Here is a 25303-nt window from a genome sequence, read left to right on the forward strand (position 1 = left end):
CTTTTAAATTGTTATCATAAGATAATACATAGGTGATTTAGTTCTCTTATTTACCTTTAGTGATAACAATCCTATATAATGGAGATAAAATAAACAGTAGGAGTAAAGTGATGAAGATAAAAACTAGTTATTTTATAGTTGGCCTGTTGTTGGTACTGGTTGTAGAGAGTGTTATTCTATTTTCTCCAAATAATTTGTTGCAATACAAGAAACAAGAAACAATGAATCACAATCAAAGTAAAAAGGAGCAATTAGCTATTTTGAATCAGTATCCAAGTATTGCTACTGTTTTGGAGACTGAAAATTCAGCTTCTTTAATTCCAATCCCTGGGCTAAAAGCAACTAAAACTTTAAATGATAAAGGAAAGGTTTCTGTTTGTGATGCTATGACACCTCAAGGATTGACCCTTTCAGATGATTATTTATTGATATCTGCTTATTGTCATGATCATCTGCATCACTCAGTTATTTACATCTTAGACGGTCATAGTCATGAACTTTTAAGGACAGCTATTTTAATGGATACGTCCCACGCAGGAGGTTTAGGATTTGATGAGAATAAAAATAATGTGTGGGTCAGTACCACAGGTGGTGTGGCAGCAATCACCTTATCAGATATATTGACTTATGAGATAGAAGATAACCGACCAGTTCGTTATTATGATAATAATCTCCTACTCAATATTAATCGGTCTTCTGTTATGACTGTCTTTAATAACTTCTTAATTGTTGGTAATTTCAAAAAGCAAACAAATGGTAAGTTGACGCTGTATGCCATTGATCAAAGTGGCAAGTTGTCGAATTCACTTAGAATACCAACAGATGAGACTAATTCAGCTAATCCACTGTATTATACGTCAGAAACACTGTCTATTAATAAAATTCAAGGAATTGCTTTTTATCAAAATTATGTACTTTTATCTCAATCTTATGGCAAACAGAATTCGAAACTTTACATTTTTGATAAAGCCCAAAATAAAGGAAACTTAAAGATATCAGAAGCTACTTATACCATTGAATTCCCACCTTACTTAGAACAGATTACTGTGAAAGATGGCTATTTATATGCTGTTTTTGAAAGTGGTGCTAAAGCTTATCGTCATAAAACATCTGAGTTAGTTGATTATATTATCAGAATACCTTTTGATGAGTTGATTAAGCAAGAAGAACAACAGAAGTTATGATTTATCTTTTTGAGAGAATCTAGTAAGATAAATAAAAAGGTGAGTGGAGGAGATTAGGTATGAAGGGATTTAATCAGAAGAAATTAAGAACGAGCTTAAAAGCAGTTTTTGGTTTATTATTTTTGACTGTGATATTGTCAGGGTGTACAGATTTGTTAAATTGGGGAAAAGACTTTAAACAGGATTTTAAAGGACTAGATATGGTGATTCAAACTTATGACAACAACTCACAGTTGATTGACTCCATTAAAGGGAAATCTGTAAAAATTGAAAAAGATACAACATTTGACCGAAAAGACTCTGATGGTGAGACGAGAAAAGAATCTAAAGTATTATCCATTACGGTAGGTGGAGAGAATATGACACATGTAGGTTCTTCGTTAATTGCTTATGAAGAAGGAATGACCAATGTCTTTGAAGAGTATGCAAAAACTGTAACGATTGATAATCAAAATAAGTCAGTTCCTATGCTAAATAGTATGGTGAATGAGTTTAAAAATGACTTTACTGGTAAATCAAAGACCATTTTAATTAGAAGTCAAAATGGATCACCTTTAGCGACCTTTACTGGAGACAATATCCGTTTGTCTGATACAGAAGTGCCTTCATCAACTAACTTTTTAGTTGATGGAAAACGTTTATTTGTTTACCGTTGTGATTACACAGTTTATGATAATAAGCTGTTACTAAATCAATAAGAGGAACTCAAGAGATAAGCCCTTAGCTTGCCTCTTGAGTTTTTTTATGAGTATCAAGTTATTTATCTTTTAAAAAAGAGTGTTACAATAGGGCGAAAGAGGGGTGTTTGTAGTGATTGATTTATTTATTATGATGATGGAGCGAGTAGGTTTGATTATTTTATTAGCCTATTTACTTGTAAATGTGACTTATTTTAAGAAGCTATTGTATGAGCGTGAGTTGTTTCAATCCAAAGTGAAACTTATTTTGTTTTTTGGTGTATTTGCTATTATTTCTAATTTAACAGGAATTGAAATTTCTGGGGATAAAATTATTTTAAGTAATGTATTGACCCATATTTCAAATGAAGCAGCGATTGCTAATACAAGGACGTTAGCAATCAGTGTGTCTGGTTTAGTAGGTGGACCTGTTGTAGGGACTGTGGTGGGCCTAATTGCAGGGGTTCATCGAGCCTTTCAAGGAACAGGGACAACCGGCCTATTTTATATTCCGTCATCCATCATTATTGGGATTTTATCTGGTTATTTTGGCGGGTTACTATCTAAGCAACAATTATTTCCTAATCCTTTGAAGTCAGGATTGGTGAGTGCCTTAATGGAGCTTATTCAAATGATTTTTGTTTTGTTATTTACAGGGAGCTTAGCTGAAGGTGTGGAGTTAGTCAAACTTATTTCAGTACCAATGATTTTACTTAATAGTGTGGGTACTTTTATTTTTATGTCCATTTTAAATAGCACAATCAATCAAGTAGAGGAAGCAAAAGCAATTCAAACCCATGATGTACTTGAACTTGCGGCCAAAACTCTACCTTATTTTAGGGAAGGGTTAAAGCCTGATACAAGTCGAAGTGTCGCCAAAATTATTCAGCATTATACCAAAGTAAGTGCTGTAAGTATTACAGACAAACATAAGATATTAGCCCATGTAGGAGCCGGAAGCGACCATCATATTCCAGAAAAAGATGTGATTACTGAATTATCTAAAGAGGTTCTTCATTCAGGAGAGATGGCCGTTGCGTATCATAAGGAAGAAGTTGGTTGTACTGAGGAGAGTTGTCCTCTATCAGCTGCTATTGTGATTCCTTTAAGAAGTCAAGGCAATGTCGCAGGGACTTTGAAGTTATATTTTACTGATTCTAGACATTTAACAGAGTTAATGAAGTCTTTAGCTGAAGGATTAGGCACGATTTTTTCTTCTCAAATTGAACTTGGAGAAGCTGAAGAGCAGACTCAGTTGTTAAAAGATGCGGAGATTAAATCTTTACAATCTCAAGTGAACCCACACTTTTTCTTCAATGCGATTAATACTATTTCTGCTTTGATGAGACGAGATAGTGAGAAAGCAAGAGAACTGTTACTACAACTAAGTCAGTATTTTAGAAGTAACTTAATAGGAGCGGCAGAAACCTTGATTCCCTTGGAACAAGAGTTAGCCCAAGTAGATGCGTATCTCAACCTTGAGCAAACCCGTTTTCCAGATAAGTATCAAGTAAGGTTTCAAATAGAGGAAGAGACGCGTCAGATGAAAATTCCACCGTTTTCACTCCAAATTTTGATTGAGAATGCGATTAAGCATGCCTTTGATAAAAGGCGAAATGATAATCAAATTAAGGTGACAATCAGAACTCGTGATAATAGATTGGAAATTGAAGTCGTGGACAATGGAACAGGGATTACAGATGAGCGAATCTTACAGATTGGTCAAGGCGTGCTAACTTCTGAAGTAGGGTCTGGTACTGCTTTATATAATCTAGTGAGACGAATTAATAATTTATTTGGTGAAGAAGGAAGCCTTACTATTTCCTCTTTATCAGAGGGTGGTAGTCGCTTCTTGATTCAACTACCTGTTATGAGAGAGGAGACGTTGTAATGCACGTATTAATTGTAGATGATGAACCCTTAGCAAGAGAGGAGTTGGCTTATTTAGTGACGCAGCACTCAGGTGTCACTAGTATTGCCACGGCAGAGTCAGTAGATGAGGCTATGTCGCAAATGATGGATGACAAACCAGATATTATTTTTCTTGATATTCAGCTAATGGGAGAAACTGGTTTTGATTTAGCTAAACGACTAGTCACCTTGAAAAAAGCACCATATTTAATATTTGCTACAGCCTTTGATTCGTATGGGGTGAAAGCTTTTGAAGTTAATGCTAGGGATTATATACTAAAACCTTTTGAGGAAAAGAAAATCTTACAAGCCTTAGATAAAGCCATGGAGGCGTTAAAAGGAACGGCTAATCCTCAAGTTGAAGAAGAGAGAGCTGTTCTTGATACAATACCTGTTTATATGGAGGATCGAATTTATTTAATCGATCCGGAGGAAATATATGGTATTTCTGTGGAAGGTCGTGTACTGACAATTATGACAAAAGACCACCAGTATGAAATGACTGGGACTTTAAATAGTTTGAAAAGTAAATTACCGAATCAGCTTTTTTTACAGACCCATCGAAGCTACATGATAAATTTAACTAAAATCAAGGAGATTCAACCTTGGTTTAATAACACATTACAAGTGACTTTACTCAATCAAGTAAAGGTGCCAATTAGTCGTTCTTACATTAAGGTGTTTAAAGAAAAAATTGGTCTTGATTAGTTATCCGTTAGTGATGTTCTCTATATTGTAAGTGGTGTCATGATTTATGCAACTCATGTCAAAATCACTCAAACTGTCTAAAATGAGTTGTATACTAAGCTCATCAAAAACAAGTAGGAGTGACAAAAATGGAAAAGAAAAAAGTGTATGGTTTTTTGGAACAGGCTTTCATTTATGCCTTAATCTTATTAATAGCTAATGGGATTGCTAGTATCTCCCCAATCCCACTACCTCCCTCATTAATCGGTATGGTGCTTTTATTTTTAGCATTATGTTTAAATATCATTAAATTAGAGCAAGTAGAAGGATTAGGAAATAACTTATCAAAAATCATTTCATTTTTATTTGTTCCATCAGGCATTTCTTTAATTACCTCTTTAGATATTATGGCGAAGTACGGTGTTCAAATCATGAGTTTAATCTTTATTGGTATTCTCGTTTTATTTGTAACGATTGGTTATTCAAGCACACTGCTTTTAAAAGTGAGAGAGTCATTTAAAAGTGGTAAGGGCGTTGAAGCTAAGACACGAGTAGAATCAGTGAAAGAGGTGCTTTAAGATGACACCATATGTTGGAATTATGATTACATTAGTAGCTTTTGGAATCGGAGCGATTTTGTTTAAATGGAGCAAAGGCTTCTTCTTATTTACGCCACTTTTTGTGGGAATGGTTTTAGGTATTGTGATTTTACAAGTCACAGGAATTAGTTATGAAGAGTACAACGAAGGCGGAAAAGTAATCAGTTTCTTCTTAGATCCTGCTACAGTAGCATTTGCTATTCCTCTTTATAAGAAAAGAGATGTCTTAAAAAAATACGCTTTAGAAATTATGCTATCTTTAACAATCGGAACATCTGTAGCACTTTTTGTGATTATTGCTGTTGGGAAAATCATGAATGTCCACAATGACATTACCCTAGCTATCTTACCTCAGGCGGCAACAACAGCCATTGCGGTACCTGTGTCTAAATCAATTGGTGGATTAACAAGCATTACCGCTTTTGCCGTTATTTTTACAGCAGTTTTGATCTACGCTCTAGGTGGTAACTTGATTAAGTTCTTCGGCATTAAACATCCCATTTCAAGAGGGTTAGCTCTTGGGGCTTCAGGACATGCTTTAGGTGTTTCTGTTGGGTTAGAGTTAGGTGAAACTGAGGCAGCTATGGCGAGTCTATCTGTTGTGGTAGTTGGTCTAGTTACTGTGATTTTAGTTCCAATATTTGCTACATTAATTAATATATAATCAAAAAGAGTAAGACTTAAGCAATCAGGCTTTTGGCTTACTTTTTTTCTTTTTTCTTAAAATAGACAGATGTACTTAAAAAAGGGGATTTAATGATATACAATAAGGGGAGTACAGTTTATTTTTTAGGAGGAACAAGTATGAAAAAGATGATTATGAAAGTAGTGACTATTGGTTTTCTTATGACAGTTCTTGCTTCTTGCGGTAAAAATGATGCTTACGAGCAGTCTATGCGTAAAACAAAAGAAGCTATTATAGAAAAGAAATTTGAACAAGCAGAAGGTTTTGTTGAGATGGCTTTAGAAAGTCGTCCTAAAGAAGAAGAGGCAAAAGCCTACCAAAAACAAATTGAACTCTATAATGAAGCTCTTACTTTTATGGAAAAAGAGGACACTCATAATGCGATTGTAAAACTAGATAAACTAATTAGCATTGAAAAAGGATCAGATAAAATAGTAGGCTATGCAAAAGAGGATAAGGCGCGTTTAAGTACCCAAACAGAAACAGCTCAAACAGATAGTTCCTCAGAAGAGGTGCCAGAAAAAAATCTGTGGACGACAGAAAAGGCTAATTCGCTAAAAACATTTATGGCTAATTTTTCAAAGACTATGGATCAACAATATCAAGAGTACAATCAAGTTCAGTCAGTGGATTTATACGGTTTACCTTTACCAGCAGCTGTCCTAGATGGTAGTTGGGAAATGGCTGTTAACGAGCAACCAGTTGACATTGAGTGGTCAACAACAGGAGAAGGTCGTGCTCCTTTACAATTAGTAGCAGTCTACTCAGATGCCGACACGCAACCTTATTTACAGAAACATGTGTATTTCTTTGTCTTAGAAAAAGGAGTGCCTAAAGTCTATGTGACACAACAAAATCAAGGAAATGAGAATAACTATCTTTACTTCAAAGAATCTCAAAATGGTGAGTTAAATCAAGGATTTAGCCAACTTGTTAAAGAGTAAAAAGGAGAATAAATGAGATAAAGCTATCATTTCTGTTTGTTGGTTTATGTTAAACTAAAAGTATTATTTATGAACATTTAAGAAAGAATAGGTGATTAATATGATTGATTTAGCAGCAAAATTCGACAAAGAGGGAATTCCTTTTGAACTATACGAACATCGAAGCATTTATACTAATGAAGATGCTCTTGTGATTAAAGCAGAGCAACAATTTTCTGGGACAGAAACAAAGAGCTTGTTTCTAAAGGATAAAAAAGGAAATAATTATATTTTCTTAACGTTTACTACGAAACGAAGTGATTTTAAGGCATTGAGTCAGTTAGTTGGAGCAAAATTATCAGTTGTTTCACCTGAAAAAATGGAAGAGAAAACAGGTCAAAAACCAGGAGCAGTGTCACCTTTTGGCTACGAGGAAAAGGTACCAGTAATTATTGATCAAGAGTTATTAGCTCATGAAAAACTTGTTTTTGCTCCAGGCAGGCCAGATCGAACTATGGTAGTAAAAGTAGCAGATTTAGACCGCATTATTGAGGTGCTAAATCTAGAAACGTTTGATTTTTCAGAAGCTTAAAAAGAGTACCAAGGATGTAGTGACCCCTAAAAGTCTAACTTTTAGGGGTCACTTCAGGATTATTTCCTTGGTACTCTTTTTTTTAATAGCAAACATCACAGGGTTCTAAACCTCTAGATAAAGCGTCATCTAAGGAGGTTTCGCTAAAATTACCTCTACCATGAGCTTTAGCATGATATTTTTTTCCAGTTGGTGTTACAAAAACTGATGCAGTATTAGTGTCAGGATTTGCCTCAACGGCTTCTTTTGATGAAGATTGTGTTGATGTAGCCACGCTTGTTTCAAATTGGCTAGAGCCATCAGCGTAATTAAGAGAGACTCCATCTTGCACATTAAAAATATAAACATTGAACTGAATCCCATCACTGTTAATGGATTGAGCCTCCATTTGAACGCCACGAGCCAGTAAGTCATCATCTTTAAAGACAGGTGTTACACGATACCTAGCATAGTTATCTGGACTTTGTTCTAGGTAATACTTAACGTCCATTTCATGACGAAGCATTTCAGGGCTATTTAGTTGGCGAGTACCAGTAATAAGGTTTTTCCAATTGGCGTTCTCACCAGCAAGGGCAAAACCAATTAAGTGAGAGCGATTAAATAAATAACCACCTTCAATTTTTTTGTTTTTCCAACCAGTTGGCGTGACAGAAGAGATGCTTTCTCTTTCACCAGTTGGCATTAGACTTTGATTTAGCATGGCATTTGCTGCTGTAGCTCGGTTTAACTCGTCTAAATCACCGTAATTTTCCCAAGCACCATTATCTAAAGATAATTCTTCTTGTGTGAAAGATGGAATACCTTCGTTCACATCTATGGTTTGTGTCCCTTCGTAAGTCAGATTAGCTAAATCAGTAAGGGAAGTAGTTGTAGAGGTTTCTTTGCTTGATGACGTTTGTTCTTTTGTTATTACTGTTTCAGATGAGCTTGTTTCTTGTGTTGCCGATTGGACTTCCTTTTTTTCAGAAGCCCCACAACTTGTCAGCCCCAGTAGAGAGGTACTTAAAAGGAGTGTTAAGCTTAATTTTTTGATGATATGTTTCAATGAAATTCCTCCAAAATAAAATAGTCAGTCTGATTATTATAACATTTAAATAACGAAAATAGTTAATGAAGCTAAAAGATACAATTGACTTTTCAAGACCTAGAAAGTAAAATTAACCACGAGGATGAAAGGGGATGTGAATTTGAGATTTATTGGATCAAAATCAAGTCTACTAACACATATTGATACATTATTAAAGAGTCGGACAACTGGGAAAGAAACCACCTTTTTGGATCTATTTGCTGGGACAAATACTGTGGGCAACTATTTCAAAAAGGATTACACAGTTTATTCCAATGACTTACTTTATTTTAGTTATATAAATGCCAAAGCAATTATTGAAAATAATGGCAACCTAGAATTTAAACAATTAAAAAACAAACAAATTGACTCACCACTAGATTTTTTACAAGAACAAGCTGATGTATACAGTCAAAAAAGTGAAGTTGGGTATTATGAAGCGAGCTACACACCAACTGGTGGAGCGATGTATCTTACAGTAGAAAATGGGAAGCGAATTGATTTTATTAGAGATCAGATTGATGAATGGCAAAAAGAAGGCTTACTGACTGAAACAGAGTATTGCTACTTGGTATCAGTTTTGATTGAAGCTATTCCTTATGTGAGTAATATTACAGGAACTTATGGGGCTTTTTTGAAGCATTGGGATAAGAGAGCTTTGAATCAGTTAGATTTAGTACCTCTTGAAGTTTATGACAATGAGCGAGAAAACAAAGCCTTTAATCAAAACGCCAATGACTTAATCAAGAATATAACAGTGGATATTGCTTATATTGATACACCATATAATAATCGTCAGTATGCGTCTAATTATCATTTATTAGAGAATGTTGCTAAAAACGATAAACCAGAACTCTCAGGAAAAACAAAAATATTTGATTGGTCGCCTATTCGTAGTGATTATGCCATGAAGAAAAAAGCCATTGAGGCTATGACTGATTTGATTGAGACGATTGATGCCACTCATATTGTATTAAGTTACAACAACGAAGGGATTATTCCTGAGGAAGACTTGATTGAGCTGATGAGGCAACAAGATATCAATCAAAAAGTCATTGTGGAAAAAATTCCTTACCGCAAATACAAATCAAAAAAAGCATCAGCAAGTTATGATTTGTATGAATTGTTACTCTATATTCAGAAAAAAGAAACAACTTCTCTTGAAGACGTGGCAGTTGTACCAAAACAAGTCGAGGCACCTAAAAAATGGGCTAGCCAAAAGCATCAATACATTAAAAGTCCCTTGAACTATGTTGGTGGTAAATACAAACTATTAAAACAAATTATTCCCTTATTTCCAAAAGAGATTGATTTATTTGTGGATTTATTTAGTGGTGGGGCTAATGTAGGGATTAATGTAGAAGCTGGTCGATATGTATTTAATGACATGAACGATAAAATCAATGAGATGTTTCGTTTTTTTGCCACACAAGATGAAGACGAATTAGTGGAGAAAATCAACCAACGAATCGCTGAGTATGAGTTAAGTAAAACCAACGAAGCAGGTTATCTAGCTTTTAGAAAGCAGTACAATAACAAACCAAATCCATTAGATTTATATGTATTAGTATCTTACAGTTACAATTATCAATTTCGCTTTAATAATTCCATGGTATTTAACAATCCCTTTGGTCGGAATCGGAGTCGTTTTAGTGAAAACATGGAAAAAAACTTACGTCTATTTGTTAGAAAACTACAAACCATTGAGGCTACTTTTACAGATAATTTATTTACAGAAGTTGATTTGTCAGGACTAACATCTCGGGATTTTGTTTATTTGGATCCACCTTATTTAATTACAACTGGTAATTACAATGATGGTAATCGTGGCTTTTTAAATTGGGGAGAGACACAAGAAAAGCAAATGTATGAGTTACTGGAAAGCTTAACTGAAAAAGGCATTCCCTTTGCTTTGAGCAATGTTTTGGAGCATAAAGGAAAAAGTCATGAGTTGTTAAAAGAGTTTGTTGCCTCCCATGACCTACATGTAACGTACTTAGATCATCATTACAATAATGCTTCATACAACTCAAAAGGAAGTGGCAGTATTGAAGTCTTAGTAACCAATTACAATCCTGAAGATGGAACATTAATTAACTAAAAAAGAAGCTATCACTTACAATTTTGTAACTAATCTGTAAGTTCTATCTATGGTGTTGACCCTTCACTTTATTTTATGATGTATTTCAACTAATGAAAAAAACTATTAACAAGCTTTTTATCAAGATTGAAGTTGCTGTATCAAATAAAGAGTGCTTCTGACAATAATGAATCAAGCGATATGTTAACTGCTTGTTTGTGGTTCAATTTTCATAAAGCCAGACTAATTGATAAAGACATAGGAGAAGAAAAATGAAAAATATAGCAGTTTATATCATTTTATTTAGTATCGTGTTAATGGGTGTTAGTGGTTTTTTGTTTTTATTTATGAATAAGTGGCAATTAGCAGAGGTAATTTGCTTTGTGATTGGTTTATTTTTGTTAATTAATGCAGAAAAAATAGAAAATCTAATTTCTAGAAAATAAGTTTTTATTTTTTGGTTTTAGTATGAGGCTGTTGTAAAGCTTTAATTTGAAAAGAAGCTATCCTGTATAATCTATACTTAATGCAGACTGAAAAGATAATGAGAGAGCTTTTTTACGTAACTAGATATCTAAAGTTAACCCCTCCGTACCGATTACTAGATACGGAGGGGTTAACTTTGATTTTGATACAAGTTTTAGCCATTATTTTGTCTGTCCACATCACTTGATGTAGAACTGTCGATTTGAAACTTTTGAGGTGTTTTAACGTTAAATATGGTTATAACGTGTTTAAATAATTAAACAAACCATTGATAGTGGAATCTGTTAAGCCGATCTCTTTTCCGTCTAATATAGCTTTAACAATAATATAATGATCTGGGAATACAGATACCTCTAAAAATTGACCTTGTAAAAACTCTTCGTAGTTATCGAAAATTTTAACTTCTGGATTAGCTTCTTGTGCGGTTTTATAAGTAATTTCTAACATGTTATCAAATCCTTTTCATTTTATTTGTTAACTTTATTAAACCACTTATTATAAGTAATTAAAATAGATTTTAAGTTTTAATATAATATATTTTTAGATTATGATCCTATGGAAAAAAAGATTTAATTGTAGTGACAGACGGAAATCTTTATACGTACTTTATCACGAAGATATTAAAAAAAGCCAAAGATATAAAATTCTTTGGCTTTTTGCTATTCTTTGAATTATATGATTATTCCCAACTAATTTCTTCATTTGTCATATAACTAGGAATCTCTTCTAAAGAGAGGTCACCAGTCTGGACTTTATGAGCACCAATTAGCAATTGTTCTACGTTTAAAGCAGCTCCTTTTGAAGAGGTACGATTATAAGTAGATGTTAATTGTTCATGGAATTGTCCAGTGAATTTACCTGAAATCCATAAGAAGTAAAATTGATCAGGCTGAATGTTCTCATCAAAATGATTCCACCATTCAATTGGGTTACGAACAGTGTCTCGTAATTGATTATCTTCAATATATCTTACCATTTCATCTTCTTGGCTAATGGATTTACTATAGCCGTTTTCATACGCCTTTGTATCAATAATGACGCCAAAGTTTTCGGTAAAGATCACCCCATCAGGTTTTCTGCCACCACCTAATAGGACTGAGTTAAAACCATACACATGCTTAAATAAATCAGCTGTCACCATTTCAAAGTCTCGATTTCGTTTGCCGTCAAAAGCAATCTCCAAGAGTTCGATGTATTTCATTGGTAAGCCGGTTTTCTTCATGTAGGTTGCTTTTAGTCTATCCATTTCAGTATGTTTCAACTCTTTTGTTAAGTTGAGAGCTGGAATGGAGAAGTCTACTAATTTATCTTTTAAAATGACTTGATTGCCTGAGCGTTCAATCCGAATACCGAATTGAGTAAGACCTATTAAGTCATTTTCGATGATGGCCGAATCATCATGAAAGCCGAGTTGTTTCATTTTATCTAGTAATTGAGCAAAAGAGGTTGTTTCTTCTAGTAGTTTGAGTAAATAACTGCGACGAGAACGAACGTAGTTACGATTATCTCCATCGACTGCTAAAAATTCCCATGTTAAAAACTTATCGATTCGCGCATTTTTAGAGCTACCATGGGTTTGTTTAATCGCGTGACTTCCTCGAGCAGTGATCTTAAACTCTTGAAAACCTGCCTTTATACCGTGACGCGTAGCAACTTTCGTACTTTCTTTAGTCACAAAACCAACTTTTGTTAGCCAAGAAGCAATCATGCGAGCGTACTTGTCACTAGTTCCTTCGATATCGGTTTTTATTTTTTTCTGCTCTTCTATAGTTCCTGTTTTAAACCAATCAAGCATGAGTTCTTCATCATAAGAAGTAAAGCCTTTTTCACCTGAAAAACCTAATTGATTCCCAATATAAAACTTAGTCACTGGCTTAGTTGCTGAGTTTAGTAGACTTAATATTTGAGTCGCAGGTGGATAAGAGAGTAAGGCTTTTCTAAGGATGGCTAGCTCTTCTTCTGAGTTATCTGGAGATATTGAAAATTCTTTCCCCAGTGATGTTAGTGAGCAGACATCAGTTTCTCTATTATGTTGAACAAAATTAAGACTTAAGGCCCAACGTAAATATCCGTCAGAAGTCCAGTTGTCAGTCCATTTCTTGCCAGTTGTTTGAGCTGATTGAGGCAAAATGGTTATTTGAATTAAGCTATCAGCAACAGCTTCACTACGTTTTTTAGGAGACTTCCCTGTGATGTCTTTAGAGGTACCAACAAGCTCTAAATAGGTAAAGGCTTCACAGTTTTTCTGGAGCTTATTTAGTAAATGAGTGGCAATATCATCAAAAGGAATGTATTGTTTCACCAGGTCATTTTTCACGTGTTGATAATGAGTAGAAGTGGCATCAAAGAGTTGAACCACTAGTTTTAATTTAGAAAAATCAGAAGGGTTTTGAACCCAGCCATATGTACGAGAGATCATTTTTTTGCCTCCTATTATCATTCAAGTCCTACTTTCATTATATCGAAGATGAGAGCAAAAATGAATCTATAAAAAATGTGTGAAATTTACTCAAAGATTCGTTTTTGTTCCGTTTTATACAATTAAATAAAGCGTTTACATGTTATTCTTAAATTGAAAACAGAAAGGATGACATACAAGATGAAAATTAAAGCAGCCGTGGTTTCACAAGAGGGTAAAGAGTATGATATTCAAACCGTTAACTTAGCAGAGCCAAAAGAGTCAGATGTTCTAGTTCGTATTGTTGCTTCGGGAATTTGTCGTTCAGATTATGCTGAACGTAATGGTAACTCAGTTCCGTTTCCTAATGTTTTGGGTCATGAAGGAGCAGGGATTGTCGAAAAAGTTGGACCAAATGTCAAAGATCTTCAACCAGGTGATCACGTGTTGCTATCTTATGGCTATTGTGAAGAGTGTAAAAAATGTCATGAAGGACACCCGTCTTCTTGTTATTCTTGGTTAAATATTAATAACTCAGGGGTTAATACCCGTGGTGAGCATGTGTTTACTGATGAAGGAGGTAATAGTATTAATAACTTCTTTAACCAGTCATCATTTGCAACTCATAGTTTAGTAGATCAATCAAATATTGTTAAAGTCTCTAAAGACGTGGATTTACGCTTACTGGGTCCTTTAGGCTGTGGACTTGGAACTGGATCAGGTGCTGTGTTAGAAGTCTTGCGACCAAAAGCAGGGGAAAGTATTGCGGTATTTGGGACTGGTGCTGTTGGTTTTGCAGCTTTAATGGCAGCAAAAATTGTTGGGTGTAAAACGATTATTGCTTTAGATATTAATGAAGAACGTCTATCAATTGCTAAAGATTTGGGAGCAACTCATGTTATTAATAGTGGGGTTAATCCTGAGACGGTTGTGGATCAAGTAATGGCTATTACTAATGGTGTGGGAGTAGATTATGCCATTGATACATCTGGTGTAATGCCTGTTATGAAACAAGCCTTAGCGATTGTTGGAAATGGTGGAACTTTTGTCCCTCTTGCCGTAACCAAAAAAGACTTTGAAGTGAATACTTTCTTTGATTTAGTATTTGGTAATAAAAAAATAGTAGGTTGCTTAATTGGAGACACGATTCCTAAGTATCACTTACCACGTTTAATTGATTTTTATTTACAAGGTCAGTTTCCATTTGATCAATTTATTAAGTTCTATGATTTTGAAGAGATTAACGAAGCAGAGGCTGATTTAATTTCTGGAAAAACCCTTAAATCAGTTTTAGTGATGGATAAAACGTACCAACCACCAAAATAAGTAATGTAAATTGAGAGGAGCTTTTAACATGGAAATTAGTCAATTAGTAGATAAGGGAAGAGTCGCAATGGAAGAGGTAAAAGCCTATGACCAGTCTCAGGTAGATAGCTTATTAGAAGCTATGTCATCGATTATTCTAGCTCACGATGAAGAATTAGCTAAGATGGCTGTTGAAGAAACAGGTCTAGGACGTGTGGATCATAAAGTCATGAAAAATCAAAACATGGCGAATAATATTTACAATAGTTTAAAAGGTAAAAAATCTGTTGGAGTTATTGATGTCAATGAAGAAACAGGAATAACTAAAATTGCGCATCCTGTGGGCGTTGTAGGAGCTGTATCACCAACAACAAATCCAACGATTACTCCAATGGGAAATAGTTTAATGGCTTTAAAAGGAAAAAATGCTGTGATTATATCACCTCACCCAAGATCCCTAAAGACAACCCATCGCACGATTGAGTTATTGCGTGAAGCTATAGGCAACTTAGGAGCACCGAAAGATTTGATTCAAATGATTGAAGAGCCATCGATTGAAAAATCTCAAGAGTTAATGAGAAGTGTCGATGTCATTGTGGCAACTGGTGGCCCCGGCATGGTTAAAGCGGCTTACTCTAGTGGAAAACCAGCATTTGGTGTAGGTCCTGGTAACGTGCCGTTAATTCTCGATGAAGATTTTGACGTTCCGTTAGCTGCTCAGTTAGCTGTGATTGGACGTTCATTTGATAACGGAATTGTGTGTGCGTGTACGCAGTCGCTTATCTATCCTGAAGTAAAAGAAGCAGAAGTGATTCAAGAGTTAGAAAAAAATGGTGCTTATGTAGTAACAGATGAAGCTGAAGTGGCTAAATTTAGAGAGATTATTTTTAAAAATGGTGTCTCTAATCCAGATACAGTAGGAAAAGACCCACAAGTGATTGCTGATATGATTGGCGTGACTTTACCAGAAAATACGCAAATCATCGTCTTAAAAACAACAAAAAGTGGGAAAGATGAGTTGTTGTCTAAAGAAAAAATGAACCCAGTCATGAGTTTAATTCCCTACAAGACTTTCTCAGAAGCTCTTGATATTGCAGAGGCTAATTTAAAAATTGAAGGACAAGGTCACTCAGCTGGCTTATTATCTCATACAAAAGAACATGGTGTTGAAGCAGGATTACGCCTTCCTGTGAGTCGTGTTGTTGTCAATCAACCAACTATTGATGCAGGAGGAAGTCCGAATAACGGGTTAACACCTACTGTTTCTCTAGGGTGTGGTTCTTGGGGAAATAACAGTATCTCTGAAAACTTATCATTTACACACTTATTAAATATTTCAAGAGTAGCCAATTTTGTTGAATAAGAACTAAAAAAGTGACAGATGTGTCATTGCCAATAAGAGACTGAGATGTAAGGAAGTATTTATGTCGAAGTCTCTTTTCTATTAGAAAGAGGTGTCAGGTGTTGAAAAAATTAGAAGAGTTGTTGGAGACAAACCAAGAAGAAACGAAACCGACACGAGTTGGTGTTGTTGTCGCAGAAGATACCCATAGTTTAGAAGCAGTCTTAGACGAACGTTTAAAACAAGTTATAACACCAGTCTTAATTGGTAATTCCTTAGTCATTATGCAACAATTAGCAGAGATTCCTTTACTGGCAGATCACGTAGAAATCATTCACACAGATTCAGTAGAAGAAGCAGCCAAAAAGGGAGCTGAATTAGCCCAATCAGGACAAATTGATGTCTTGATGAAAGGCCAGTTAGCAACAAGCCAGTTCTTAAAACCAGTTGTTAATAAGCAATACGGGCTAATAGAGAGCCGTTTGTTGAGTCATATTGTGGTTTTTGAGTTACCTACTTATCCGAAATTATTGATTACTTCTGATGGCGGCATGATTCCAGAACCAACCCTTGAGCAAAAACACGGTATATTAGAAAATGCCTTGGAAGTTGCTTATTCTCTAGGTAAAAAAGTACCTAAGGTTGCCGTACTAGCTGCTTCTGAGTCAGTCAATCAAAAAATAAATAGTTCTGTTGAGGCTAGTGTCTTAGCAAAAGATTACACAAATAAGCCAACTTTTCCTTGTGAGATAGATGGTCCGATTTCCTTAGATTTAGCTTTATCAAAAGAAGTAGCTGAGTTGAAGCATTATTCAAGTAACGTAGCTAGTGAAGCAGATGTATTACTTGCACCGGATATGACAGCTATGAACCTACTAGGTAAAAGTTTTACAGTGATTGGGAAAGGGCAAATGGCTGGCATCATTTATGGCGCTAAAGTGCCAATTGTTATGACTTCAAGAGGCTCCAGCTCAGATGAAAAATTCTACTCACTGTTATTAGCAAAACGAGTAAGTCAAAGGAGTGAACGTGGATGAACATTCTTGTTATTAATCCTGGAGCTACTTCAACAAAGATTGCTCTTTATAACCGTGAAGAGAATCTGTTAACAGAAACCATTCAACATAGAGCCGCTATCATTCAGAGTTTTTCAAAGGTGGCAGATCAACTCGATTACCGATTAGAAGTGATTAAAGAAACTTTGGACAAACATGATGTTAATTTTGATGAAATTGCAGCTATTGCAGCCAGAGGTGGATTACTGCCGCCTGTTGAGTCAGGCGCTTACGAAGTAAATGAAGCCATGCTAGATTTTTTAGTCAATCGACCACGTGTTGAGCATGCTTCAAATCTAGGAGCTATCATTGCTGATAAGTTGTTGAAACTATGTCCACCAGAAACAAAAGCCTATGTGTATGATCCTGTGACAGTGGATCAATTTGCCCCAGTTAGTCGCATTAGTGGTTTAAAAGGTGTGGAACGAGTGAGTATCGGACATGCCTTAAACATGCGAGCAGTAGCTTTTCATGTAGCAAATAAGTTAGGGAAAGCCTATGAAGACTGTCATTTAATTGTGGCTCATTTAGGAGGAGGTAACACAATCAGTGTCCATCAAAAGGGACGAATGATCGACTCTTTATCAGATGACGAAGGACCATTTTCAACAGAGCGTACGGGAGAACTACCTGTTAAATCTGTGATGAAGTTATGTTATAAACACTCAGAAAAAGAGATGGAACGCTTAAGACGTCAAGTGGGTGGCATGTATTCTTATTTAGGGACAAATGATGCAAGAATCGTGGAAGAAAGGATTAAGGAAGGGGATCAAGAAGCTGCCTTAGTTTTTGAAGCTCTTTCTTATCAAGTAGCTAAAGGCATAGGTTCCTTAGCTACCGCCTTAAAAGGAGAAGTAGATGGTATTATTTTAACGGGTGGATTGGCTTTTTCAACTCGTTTAGCCGAAAGTGTTAGGGAGAAAGTTGATTTCTTAGGGCCTTTCTTTGTTGTCCCTGGAGAAAAAGAGATGTATGCGTTAGCAAGTGGTGTAACGCGAGTATTAGAAGGCGTAGAAACATCACACGTGTTTAAAGTAGAAAGTGGTGAGTAGGTATGCCAGTTGGTCCAACGATTAATGTGTTGGCCACTCTCATTGGAAGCTTAATCGGAGCAAGCTTAGGGCATTATGTTCCAGAAAAAATCAAAGATAATTTGCCTCAAGCATTTGGTTTAATTGCTTTTAGTTTAGGGATTCCTTTGGTTGTGAGCATGACACATATGCTAAGTGCAGTCTTAGCTATACTTTTAGGGTTAATCATAGGTGAGTTATTAAATCTTGAAAAGAAACTGACCTCTTTAACTAATAAGCTAAAGAGGTCGTTAGAAAAACGATTGACAGTTAGGTCGGGTAATCTTAGTAAAGAAGAGTTTATGACTCAATTTATGGCTGTCTTTGTGTTGTTTAGTGCCAGTGGTTTAGGTGTTATTGGCGCCATGGGAGAAGGGATGACGGGAGATTCATCTATTCTCATTTTAAAAGCGACGTTAGACTTTTTTACGGCGATTATCTTTGGTGCTAAGTTAGGTCATTTGGTTTCACTAACAGCTATTTCACAAGGAATTGTCATGTTTACTCTTTACTTGTTAGGAGCACAAATTATGCCTTTAACAACGCCAGAGATGTTGAGCAATTTTTCGGCTGTTGGTGGTATGATCATGTTAGCAACAGGACTACAAATCATGGGGATTAAAGAGTTTTCTATTACTAATTTTTTACCTGCTCTCTTTATTGTCATGCCTCTTTTTTATCTATTGGCCTAATTTTTTTAAGTCACTAGGTTTATAAAGGGTTGCTTCTTTAATAAACTTAGTTAGATGCGCTTGGTCATAAAAGTCTGAGGAGATAAACGTCTCTGTTAAGCAATCTGTTTTTTCAAGCAGAGCTAGTGTTCGTTGAAGTCTAACAGCTTGAATCATTTGTTTTGGACTGACACCGATGTGTTGGCTAAAGACATTTCGGATATGTCGGTCACTCACACCGAGTTCAAGAGCTAATTCTTTGATACTAGCCTTTTTATTTTTGGCTGCATTGATTAGGACAAAACTAATAATCGGATGGTTATGATAAGGAAAATAGTCTTTTACAAAGGACTGAAAGAAAGAGATTTTGTCATCAAAAGATAAATGGATAAGTTGTTTAGCATCAAACTGTTGAAAAACAGGTGTCCACTCGTCAAGGGAGACTGTTTTATTGATGTAGTAATCAGGTGGAAAGCGTGTTTCTTTAAAGAGTAAACAAGGTGGTAAACGGACTGAAAAATAAGTACAGCCAGAGGTAAAAGAAATTTGATTGGTAGTCAACATTTTACCAAAATAAAAAGCAGTAACTTCTTGGGTTTCGGGATTGAGACGAAAAAAGATGGAGGCATAGCTATCTGGAAAAACATCTAAATACATTGTTTCATCTGAATAGAGCTGGAATTCTTCAAAGATAACTGGATGAGAAGATGACAAACCGTTCCAAGACAATCGCATGGTGCTATAAGAGGCCATAGCTTGCTTCATGAAGGGTTGGATGAAAGTATCAGTTATTGGATTAAACAAATAAGTCCCCTCCTTTTTTATAAAAGTTTGTGTCATTACTTTTATTTTATCACGAAAAGAAAAGACTTACTACTGATCTATGCACAAGAAAATGATGCTATCTGAGAAAAATAGACTAAAATTTAACGAAACGACTAAAAAGTGGTTTCGTTTTTTTATTTAACCCTCTATAATTAAGGAAAGGGTTTCATCAAGAAATGGAGGAGTAGAAAATGGGACAAAGTGATGTGAGGTTTTCTCAGAGAAACAAAATAGGATTAGTTTTATCTTTGATGGCAGGTTACTCCATGGTTTATATGGACAAATTAATGGTTTCAACAGCCATCCTACCAATGAGGCAAGAGTTTCAATTTAGTACAGCTCAAGCAGGCTTAATCATGTCATTCTTCTTTTTAGGTAATTCGATTTTGCAAATTCCAGGTGGTTTTTTAGCAGATAAGATTGGAGCGAAAAAAATATTAATGCTATCAACTGCATTAATCGCTATTTTTTCATTTGCTTTTGGTTCTGTAAGTAGTTTGATTCTATTTATGGTCATTCGATTTTGTGCTGGTGTTGGTCATTGTGGGTACCCACCAGGTTGTTCAAAAGCCGTTGCAGAGAACTTTCCTAAAGAAAAACGAACTCTTATCCAATCTTTGATGTTATCAACTTCAGGCATCGGAGGTTTACTTGCTGCAACAGTTGGAACTAGTTTGATCAATCAAAATTGGCGATATGGCTATATTGCCTTGGGAAGTTTATTTGCCATCTCATGTGTGCTAATTGCTTTTTTTGTTCCTGATAAAAAAGAAACAGCTCCTCAAGAAGACATTAAAAAAGAGCCGACTATCACGTTTAAAGAGGTCATAACAAATCGTAATGTGATTGTCTTATCTCTTTCGATGATGCTACTAAATTTCGTGGGACATGGTAGTATGTCGTGGTTGCCAACCTATTTATCTGGAACATTTTCCGTAGAGCTAAAAACAATTGGAACTGTATTAGCGTTTAACTCTGTCTTTTCAACCATCGCCACCTTAGTCGCCGGTGTGTTATTGTCTAAACTTTTTCTTGGAAAAGAACGTGAATTTATTGTTGGTTCTTCTTTAGTTGTTTCTATTCTATATGTGATATTTCCAATGATTGATAACTTATTACTTGCTACGATTTGTAATATTGTGATCAGTGTTTTATTTATCGGGCCTTTTATAGCTATTTTTACATGGCCTCATAAAATTATGGACGCTTCTATTATTGGAACGGCTATTGGGGTTATAAATACAGGTGGCATGATTGGTGGTTTCTTAGGGCCTATGATTCTAGGACGAGTAGTAGATGCCAATCATGGTTCGTTTTTTGTGATGTATATTGTTATTGCTATAGCAACATTAGGATGTGGTTTGTCTGTCCTTGGTGTGAAGAAATAAACGTAAAAGCACTGAACAACATGTTTAACTTGTTGTTCAGTGCTTTTTTTTATTTGATTCTCATTAAACGCAATCCGTTTAAGGTAACAAAAATAGTTGCTCCCATGTCAGCTACGATAGCTAACCAAAGCGTTAACCAACCTGGAATAATCAGGAGTAAGGCTAGTAATTTTAAAGCTAAAGAAATCGTAATGTTTTGTTTGATAATACCTAATGTTTTACGACTTAGACGAATGAGGAAAGGTAATTTTTCTAAGTCATCCCCCATTAAAGCAATATCAGCAGTTTCAAGAGCAGTATCTGTCCCAGCACCACCCATAGCAATACCCACACTTGCTGCAGCTAAAGCAGGAGCATCATTAACCCCGTCACCTACCATGGCTACTTTTGTATAGTATTGTTTGAGAGATTTAATGTAGTCGAGTTTATCTTGAGGCATTAAATCCCCTTTAATATCAGTCACGCCAACTTCACGGCCAATGGCTTGAGCTGTGTGTTGGTTGTCGCCAGTTAGCATAATGGTATGTTTTATACCTGCATCATGTAGTTGGGTGATCACGGATTGACTTGTTTCTCTCAGTTTATCAGCGACAGCAATAATCCCTAGAATCTCAGTTGATGTCCCAAAGATCATCGCTGTTTTACCTTCCTTTTGAAGGTTTTCGTAAGTTGCTTTAAGAGAAGAGCTTTGATTAAGAGATGTTTCAAATAATTTAGCACTTCCAATAAAGTAAGTCTCTCCGTCAATACTTGCTTGAACCCCTTTTCCTGTAATGGAAGTAAAGTTGTTTATGTTCAAGTGATCAATGCTTAAGTTTCGTTTGACTAAATCTTTCATGATTGCTGAAGCTAAAGGATGCTGAGAGTATGATTCTAAAGCGGCAATCTTCGTGAAGTTGTCTTTTTCTTTGCTAGCATCAACTGAAATGTAATCTGTGACAACAGGTTCACCTTCTGTTAAAGTGCCTGTTTTATCAAAAGCAATAGCTTGAAGACCACCGACTTCTTCTAAGTAGATACCACCCTTAATGAGCACACCGTTTTTTGCTGCATTACTAATAGCCGATACGATAGAAACAGGTGTTGAGATAACTAAAGAACAAGGACAACCAACAACCAGTAAGGATAAGCCTTGATAAAGCCAAGTGTTCCAATCACTACCAAATAATAGGGGAGGGACAATCACCACTAGAAATGAGATGAGCATAATCGCAGGTGTGTAATACTTAGCGAATGTATCAACAAAGGCTTGAGCAGGTGCACGCTCATCTTGAGCCTCTTCTACCAAATGAATAATTTTAGCAATCGTTGAGTCTGTGACAAGTTTGGTTACTTTTACTTCAAGTAAGCCTTCTTCGTTTAATGTCCCAGCAAATACTTCGTCATCTACTATTTTTTCAAGAGGAACGGATTCACCTGTAATGGCCGCTTGGTTTACAGAAGAACGTCCATTAACAACTACACCATCCATGGCAATTTTTTGACCTGGTTTAATAATCATAATATCATTAATCTCAATGTCATTAACATGAATCATCTCTTCTACACCATGTCGTTTCACCAGAGCTTCTTTAGGGGCAATATCCATTAGGGAACGAATCGATTGTCTGGCTTTGTCCATAGAGAATTTTTCAAGAGCTTCACTTAAAGCAAATAGAATCACCACAATCGAGCCTTCTGCCCATTGTCCAATAAGAGATGCACCGATAATAGCCACAGTCATCAAGACTTCCATTGAAAAGTTTAATTTGACTAAATCTTTGACACCTTCCTTAAAAAGACTAAATCCACCAATGACAATTGCAAGAACATACAAAGCAATTGTTAGAGGATAAGTTTCACCCTTTATACTTTGAACAAGAAAGGCGCAGGCAATGAGTAAAGCTGAAAGAATCAATGTCCAGTTATCTTTTAGTTTGTTTGTCTTTGGTATTTCTTCTTGAGTCGACTGAGCAGTAGGATCAATTATTTTAAGGTTTTCAAACGCTCCAGCAGCTTCAATATCAGCAATCGAAGCCTCGCCTTCTACAGAAATTTTTCCTACACTAAAACTAACTTTGGCATCTGTTACAGTAGGAATGTCTTTAACGTTTTGTTCAAATTTAGCAGAACAATTGGGACAACTTAACCCTTCTACACGGTATTCTTTTTTTGACATATTAGGCCACTTCCTTAGTCATAGATAAGACAAATTGAATGATACTGAGTAAGTCTTTGTTAATGAGATGATAGTATAGAAGCTTACCTTGTTTTCGTGAATCTACAGCACCAATTTTTTTAAGTTGTTGCAAGTGGTGAGAGGTAGTTGCAATACTTGAATCTAGAATATTAGCAATATCACACACACATAACTCTTCTTTCAAAGACAAGCTATACAAAATTTTAAATCGTTTTTCATCAGCTACCAGTTTGAGTTGCTGTAACAAATTGTCTAAAGGTAATTCCTGAATTTCTTCCTTGCAGTAGTTGACATCTTCTAAGTGAATTAAATCCACATCACACGTATTTTTAGCCATATAGCCACCTCATTCAAATTTATATTTGAATATAATATACCACCAACAATCGAAACGTTCAAGTTTATATTTGAATGAGGAAGTTGCAAAAAAAGATATTAAAAAACCTTCAGAAAATCTGAAGGCCTTTTTGAGGGGATGGGGAGTTTATTAGATAGACTGTTTAAATTAGTTAAGCAATCGCTAATTTATGCCATTGCAATTCGATTAGGCCTTTACCTAAGAAGGTAGCTGTATGTTCTTCAGTCATATGATTATCAAAGGCTGCTTTATTTTCCCAGACTTCCCATAGAAAAATTTCTTTTTGTTCAATATCACCTGGTACGATGAAAAATTCAATACAGCCATTCTCTATAGTAGTTCTTTCAACAAATGCCATCATCTCTTTATAAACAGCTTCAAACTGGTTTCCTTCTGTGACATGGAGACAGGCTGTGTTATAAACTAACTCCTTATTGTCTAAGTTCTTTATGTGATTAACTAAATGATCTCTTTTAGTATTCATAGTTATCTCTCCTAATAGTTATTTACAAATTAAAGTATATCTTTTATTATTTAATTTACTAGTACGCACTTTTTTGTGCCTTAAATAAAGAAAGAGGGACGATATGGCAATTGAAAATCAAACATCAACTAATTTATGCCCTGTGACAGAAGCTTTGAAAGTAATAGGTGGTAAATGGCGGATTCCAATTATTTGGAAACTAGCTAATGGCCCAGTTAGATACAATGAATTAAAAAGACAACTAACAGGGATTACCAATATCATGCTAACACGCTCGTTAAAAGAACTTGAAGATTATCAGTTAGTCCAAAGAAAACAAGTGTCAGAGGTGCCACCTCACGTTGAGTATTCTTTAACTGAACAAGGTGAGAAATTACTACCAGCCTTTGATATCCTAAAAGAATGGGGACTAGATATCATGTCTAGGTAGGGATAGACATGATTTAGTATCATTAAAAGTGAAAAGGCTTTTTCGAAAGAACATCAATAGCAAAAGGAGTGAAAAAATGATTATTACAAAAGAAATGTTGATAAAGTCATTTAAAGAATTAGGACTTGAAAAAAACGATCGACTAATGGTTCATACCTCTTTAAGTAGTTTTGGCGGGATTGTGTCTGGAGGAGCTCAAACAATTATTGAAGCACTGATGGAGATTGTGAGTGAAGAGGGTCTCATCATGATGCCAACTCAAAGTTGGAAAAATTTAGACCCAGATACCGGCGTTCACGGGACCGTAACAGAAGAAGAGGCTAATGTGATTCGTCAAACGTGGCCAGCCTTTAATAAGAGATTAACACCAACTAACACTATGGGAAGTGTGGCTGAGATGTTTCGTTTATGGCCAAATACCTATCGAAGCAGCCACCCTTCACGTTCTCTTGCTGCGTGGGGAAAAGGGGCCGAAGATATGATGGTAGCGCATGACTTATCTGATATTTTTGGTCCAAGTTCTCCTTTACAGAAATTGTATGAGTTAAAAGGGAAGGTTTTGTTAATTGGGGTTGGTCATGACAAAAACACCTCCATTCATTTGGCAGATGCATTAGCCGAGTATCCTTCCAAGCATCATGAAACTCATTTTAGTGCTATGACAATCAACGATAAACGAGTGTGGCAGTCTTATAACACCCTTTATGTAGATGGAGAGGATTTTGAAGAAATAGGAGAAGCCTTTGAGAACAAACATGATGTATCTGTTAAATTGTTAGGGGAGGCGACTCTTAAATTAATGAGCCAATGTGACTTAGTAGATTTTTCTGTTGAGTGGATAGAGAAGAATCGTAGGTAACAGATTGAAATGAATTTGTATGATATTAAACATGCTAATAATGATTATT

The 25303-nt window shown here is 35.6% G+C and carries 25 protein-coding genes; 18 read left to right on the forward strand and 7 right to left on the reverse strand.

The window, feature by feature from the left end; translation table 11 throughout:
• Positions 1–110: 110 nt before the first annotated feature.
• From DOK76_RS00380 to DOK76_RS00415, 8 genes are all read left to right on the forward strand, one after another.
• The gene (locus DOK76_RS00380; RefSeq protein WP_206964098.1) at positions 111–1184 is read left to right on the forward strand and encodes a hypothetical protein; all 1074 of its coding nucleotides are present in this window, start codon (positions 111–113) and stop codon (positions 1182–1184) included.
• Positions 1185–1243: 59 nt separating this feature from the next.
• Entirely contained in the window at positions 1244–1882 is a 639-nt protein-coding gene (locus DOK76_RS00385) for a DUF5052 family protein (RefSeq protein ID WP_206964101.1), read from the forward strand.
• A gap of 112 nt (positions 1883–1994) precedes the next feature.
• Positions 1995–3752, forward strand: a complete 1758-nt coding sequence (locus DOK76_RS00390; protein WP_206964103.1) for a LytS/YhcK type 5TM receptor domain-containing protein — start codon at positions 1995–1997, stop codon at positions 3750–3752.
• On the forward strand, positions 3752–4480 hold the full coding sequence (locus DOK76_RS00395; protein WP_206964105.1) for a LytR/AlgR family response regulator transcription factor: 729 nt from the start codon (positions 3752–3754) through the stop codon (positions 4478–4480). The genes DOK76_RS00390 and DOK76_RS00395 overlap by 1 nt, the downstream gene beginning before the upstream one ends.
• Before the next feature lie 128 nt (positions 4481–4608).
• Complete coding sequence (gene lrgA / locus DOK76_RS00400) at positions 4609–5037, forward strand: antiholin-like murein hydrolase modulator LrgA (RefSeq protein ID WP_206964107.1); 429 nt, start codon at positions 4609–4611, stop codon at positions 5035–5037.
• 1 nt (position 5038) lies between these two features.
• Positions 5039–5722, forward strand: a complete 684-nt coding sequence (lrgB, locus tag DOK76_RS00405) for an antiholin-like protein LrgB (RefSeq protein ID WP_206964109.1) — start codon at positions 5039–5041, stop codon at positions 5720–5722.
• Between the two features lie 140 nt (positions 5723–5862).
• Entirely contained in the window at positions 5863–6687 is an 825-nt protein-coding gene (locus DOK76_RS00410; protein ID WP_206964111.1) for a DUF4767 domain-containing protein, read from the forward strand.
• A 100-nt stretch (positions 6688–6787) separates the two neighbouring features.
• Complete coding sequence (locus DOK76_RS00415) at positions 6788–7258, forward strand: YbaK/EbsC family protein (RefSeq protein WP_206964113.1); 471 nt, start codon at positions 6788–6790, stop codon at positions 7256–7258.
• A gap of 82 nt (positions 7259–7340) precedes the next feature.
• Here DOK76_RS00415 and DOK76_RS00420 read toward each other — a convergent pair whose 3' ends face one another.
• Entirely contained in the window at positions 7341–8303 is a 963-nt protein-coding gene (locus DOK76_RS00420) for a DNA/RNA non-specific endonuclease (protein WP_242542141.1), read from the reverse strand.
• Between the two features lie 142 nt (positions 8304–8445).
• Between DOK76_RS00420 and DOK76_RS00425 the strand changes: the two genes are divergently transcribed.
• Together DOK76_RS00425 and DOK76_RS00430 are read left to right on the forward strand one after the other, a co-directional pair.
• On the forward strand, positions 8446–10425 hold the full coding sequence (locus DOK76_RS00425; RefSeq protein WP_206964115.1) for a Dam family site-specific DNA-(adenine-N6)-methyltransferase: 1980 nt from the start codon (positions 8446–8448) through the stop codon (positions 10423–10425).
• Positions 10426–10676: 251 nt separating this feature from the next.
• A complete protein-coding gene (locus DOK76_RS00430) occupies positions 10677–10850 on the forward strand; it encodes a hypothetical protein (RefSeq protein ID WP_206964117.1) in 174 nt (57 codons plus the stop codon).
• Between the two features lie 277 nt (positions 10851–11127).
• On the opposite strand, the gene DOK76_RS00435 is transcribed toward DOK76_RS00430, so the two are convergent.
• The gene (locus tag DOK76_RS00435) at positions 11128–11337 is read right to left on the reverse strand and encodes a DUF4649 family protein (RefSeq protein ID WP_206964119.1); all 210 of its coding nucleotides are present in this window, start codon (positions 11335–11337) and stop codon (positions 11128–11130) included.
• A gap of 232 nt (positions 11338–11569) precedes the next feature.
• Positions 11570–13309 carry a restriction endonuclease FokI C-terminal domain-containing protein gene (locus tag DOK76_RS00440; protein ID WP_206964121.1) on the reverse strand — a complete coding sequence of 580 codons (1740 nt, stop codon included), beginning with the start codon at positions 13307–13309 and terminating at the stop codon, positions 11570–11572.
• 180 nt (positions 13310–13489) lie between these two features.
• On the opposite strand from DOK76_RS00440, the gene DOK76_RS00445 reads away from it, so the two are divergent.
• From DOK76_RS00445 to DOK76_RS00465, 5 genes are all read left to right on the forward strand, one after another.
• On the forward strand, positions 13490–14614 hold the full coding sequence (locus DOK76_RS00445; RefSeq protein WP_206964123.1) for an NAD(P)-dependent alcohol dehydrogenase: 1125 nt from the start codon (positions 13490–13492) through the stop codon (positions 14612–14614).
• A 28-nt stretch (positions 14615–14642) separates the two neighbouring features.
• Complete coding sequence (locus tag DOK76_RS00450; protein ID WP_206964125.1) at positions 14643–15956, forward strand: aldehyde dehydrogenase family protein; 1314 nt, start codon at positions 14643–14645, stop codon at positions 15954–15956.
• Positions 15957–16054: 98 nt separating this feature from the next.
• Positions 16055–16972 (forward strand): phosphate acyltransferase, encoded by a 918-nt coding sequence (locus DOK76_RS00455; protein ID WP_206964126.1) that lies wholly within the window; start codon positions 16055–16057, stop codon positions 16970–16972.
• A complete protein-coding gene (buk, locus tag DOK76_RS00460) occupies positions 16969–18042 on the forward strand; it encodes a butyrate kinase (RefSeq protein WP_206964129.1) in 1074 nt (357 codons plus the stop codon). The genes DOK76_RS00455 and buk overlap by 4 nt, the downstream gene beginning before the upstream one ends.
• A gap of 2 nt (positions 18043–18044) precedes the next feature.
• Positions 18045–18752 carry a DUF554 domain-containing protein gene (locus tag DOK76_RS00465; protein WP_206964130.1) on the forward strand — a complete coding sequence of 236 codons (708 nt, stop codon included), beginning with the start codon at positions 18045–18047 and terminating at the stop codon, positions 18750–18752.
• Here the strand turns inward: DOK76_RS00465 and DOK76_RS00470 are convergent.
• The gene (locus tag DOK76_RS00470; protein ID WP_206964131.1) at positions 18741–19535 is read right to left on the reverse strand and encodes a helix-turn-helix domain-containing protein; all 795 of its coding nucleotides are present in this window, start codon (positions 19533–19535) and stop codon (positions 18741–18743) included. The genes DOK76_RS00465 and DOK76_RS00470 overlap by 12 nt on opposite strands.
• A gap of 212 nt (positions 19536–19747) precedes the next feature.
• On the opposite strand from DOK76_RS00470, the gene DOK76_RS00475 reads away from it, so the two are divergent.
• Positions 19748–20944, forward strand: coding sequence for an MFS transporter (locus DOK76_RS00475; protein WP_206964132.1), 1197 nt, complete (start codon positions 19748–19750; stop codon positions 20942–20944).
• Between the two features lie 49 nt (positions 20945–20993).
• Here DOK76_RS00475 and DOK76_RS00480 read toward each other — a convergent pair whose 3' ends face one another.
• The 3 genes from DOK76_RS00480 to DOK76_RS00490 form a co-directional block, all read right to left on the reverse strand.
• Positions 20994–23102 carry a heavy metal translocating P-type ATPase gene (locus tag DOK76_RS00480; RefSeq protein ID WP_206964133.1) on the reverse strand — a complete coding sequence of 703 codons (2109 nt, stop codon included), beginning with the start codon at positions 23100–23102 and terminating at the stop codon, positions 20994–20996.
• Position 23103: 1 nt separating this feature from the next.
• Positions 23104–23460 carry an ArsR/SmtB family transcription factor gene (locus tag DOK76_RS00485; RefSeq protein ID WP_206964134.1) on the reverse strand — a complete coding sequence of 119 codons (357 nt, stop codon included), beginning with the start codon at positions 23458–23460 and terminating at the stop codon, positions 23104–23106.
• 172 nt (positions 23461–23632) lie between these two features.
• Positions 23633–23965, reverse strand: a complete 333-nt coding sequence (locus tag DOK76_RS00490; protein ID WP_206964135.1) for a putative quinol monooxygenase — start codon at positions 23963–23965, stop codon at positions 23633–23635.
• A 103-nt stretch (positions 23966–24068) separates the two neighbouring features.
• Between DOK76_RS00490 and DOK76_RS00495 the strand changes: the two genes are divergently transcribed.
• Positions 24069–24395, forward strand: a complete 327-nt coding sequence (locus DOK76_RS00495) for a winged helix-turn-helix transcriptional regulator (protein WP_206964136.1) — start codon at positions 24069–24071, stop codon at positions 24393–24395.
• Between the two features lie 76 nt (positions 24396–24471).
• Entirely contained in the window at positions 24472–25254 is a 783-nt protein-coding gene (locus DOK76_RS00500; RefSeq protein ID WP_206964138.1) for an AAC(3) family N-acetyltransferase, read from the forward strand.
• The last annotated feature ends 49 nt before the right edge of the window (positions 25255–25303 follow it).

This window comes from Candidatus Vagococcus giribetii, from assembly GCF_017316185.1.
GTDB classification, from domain to species: Bacteria; Bacillota; Bacilli; order Lactobacillales; family Vagococcaceae; genus Vagococcus; species Vagococcus giribetii.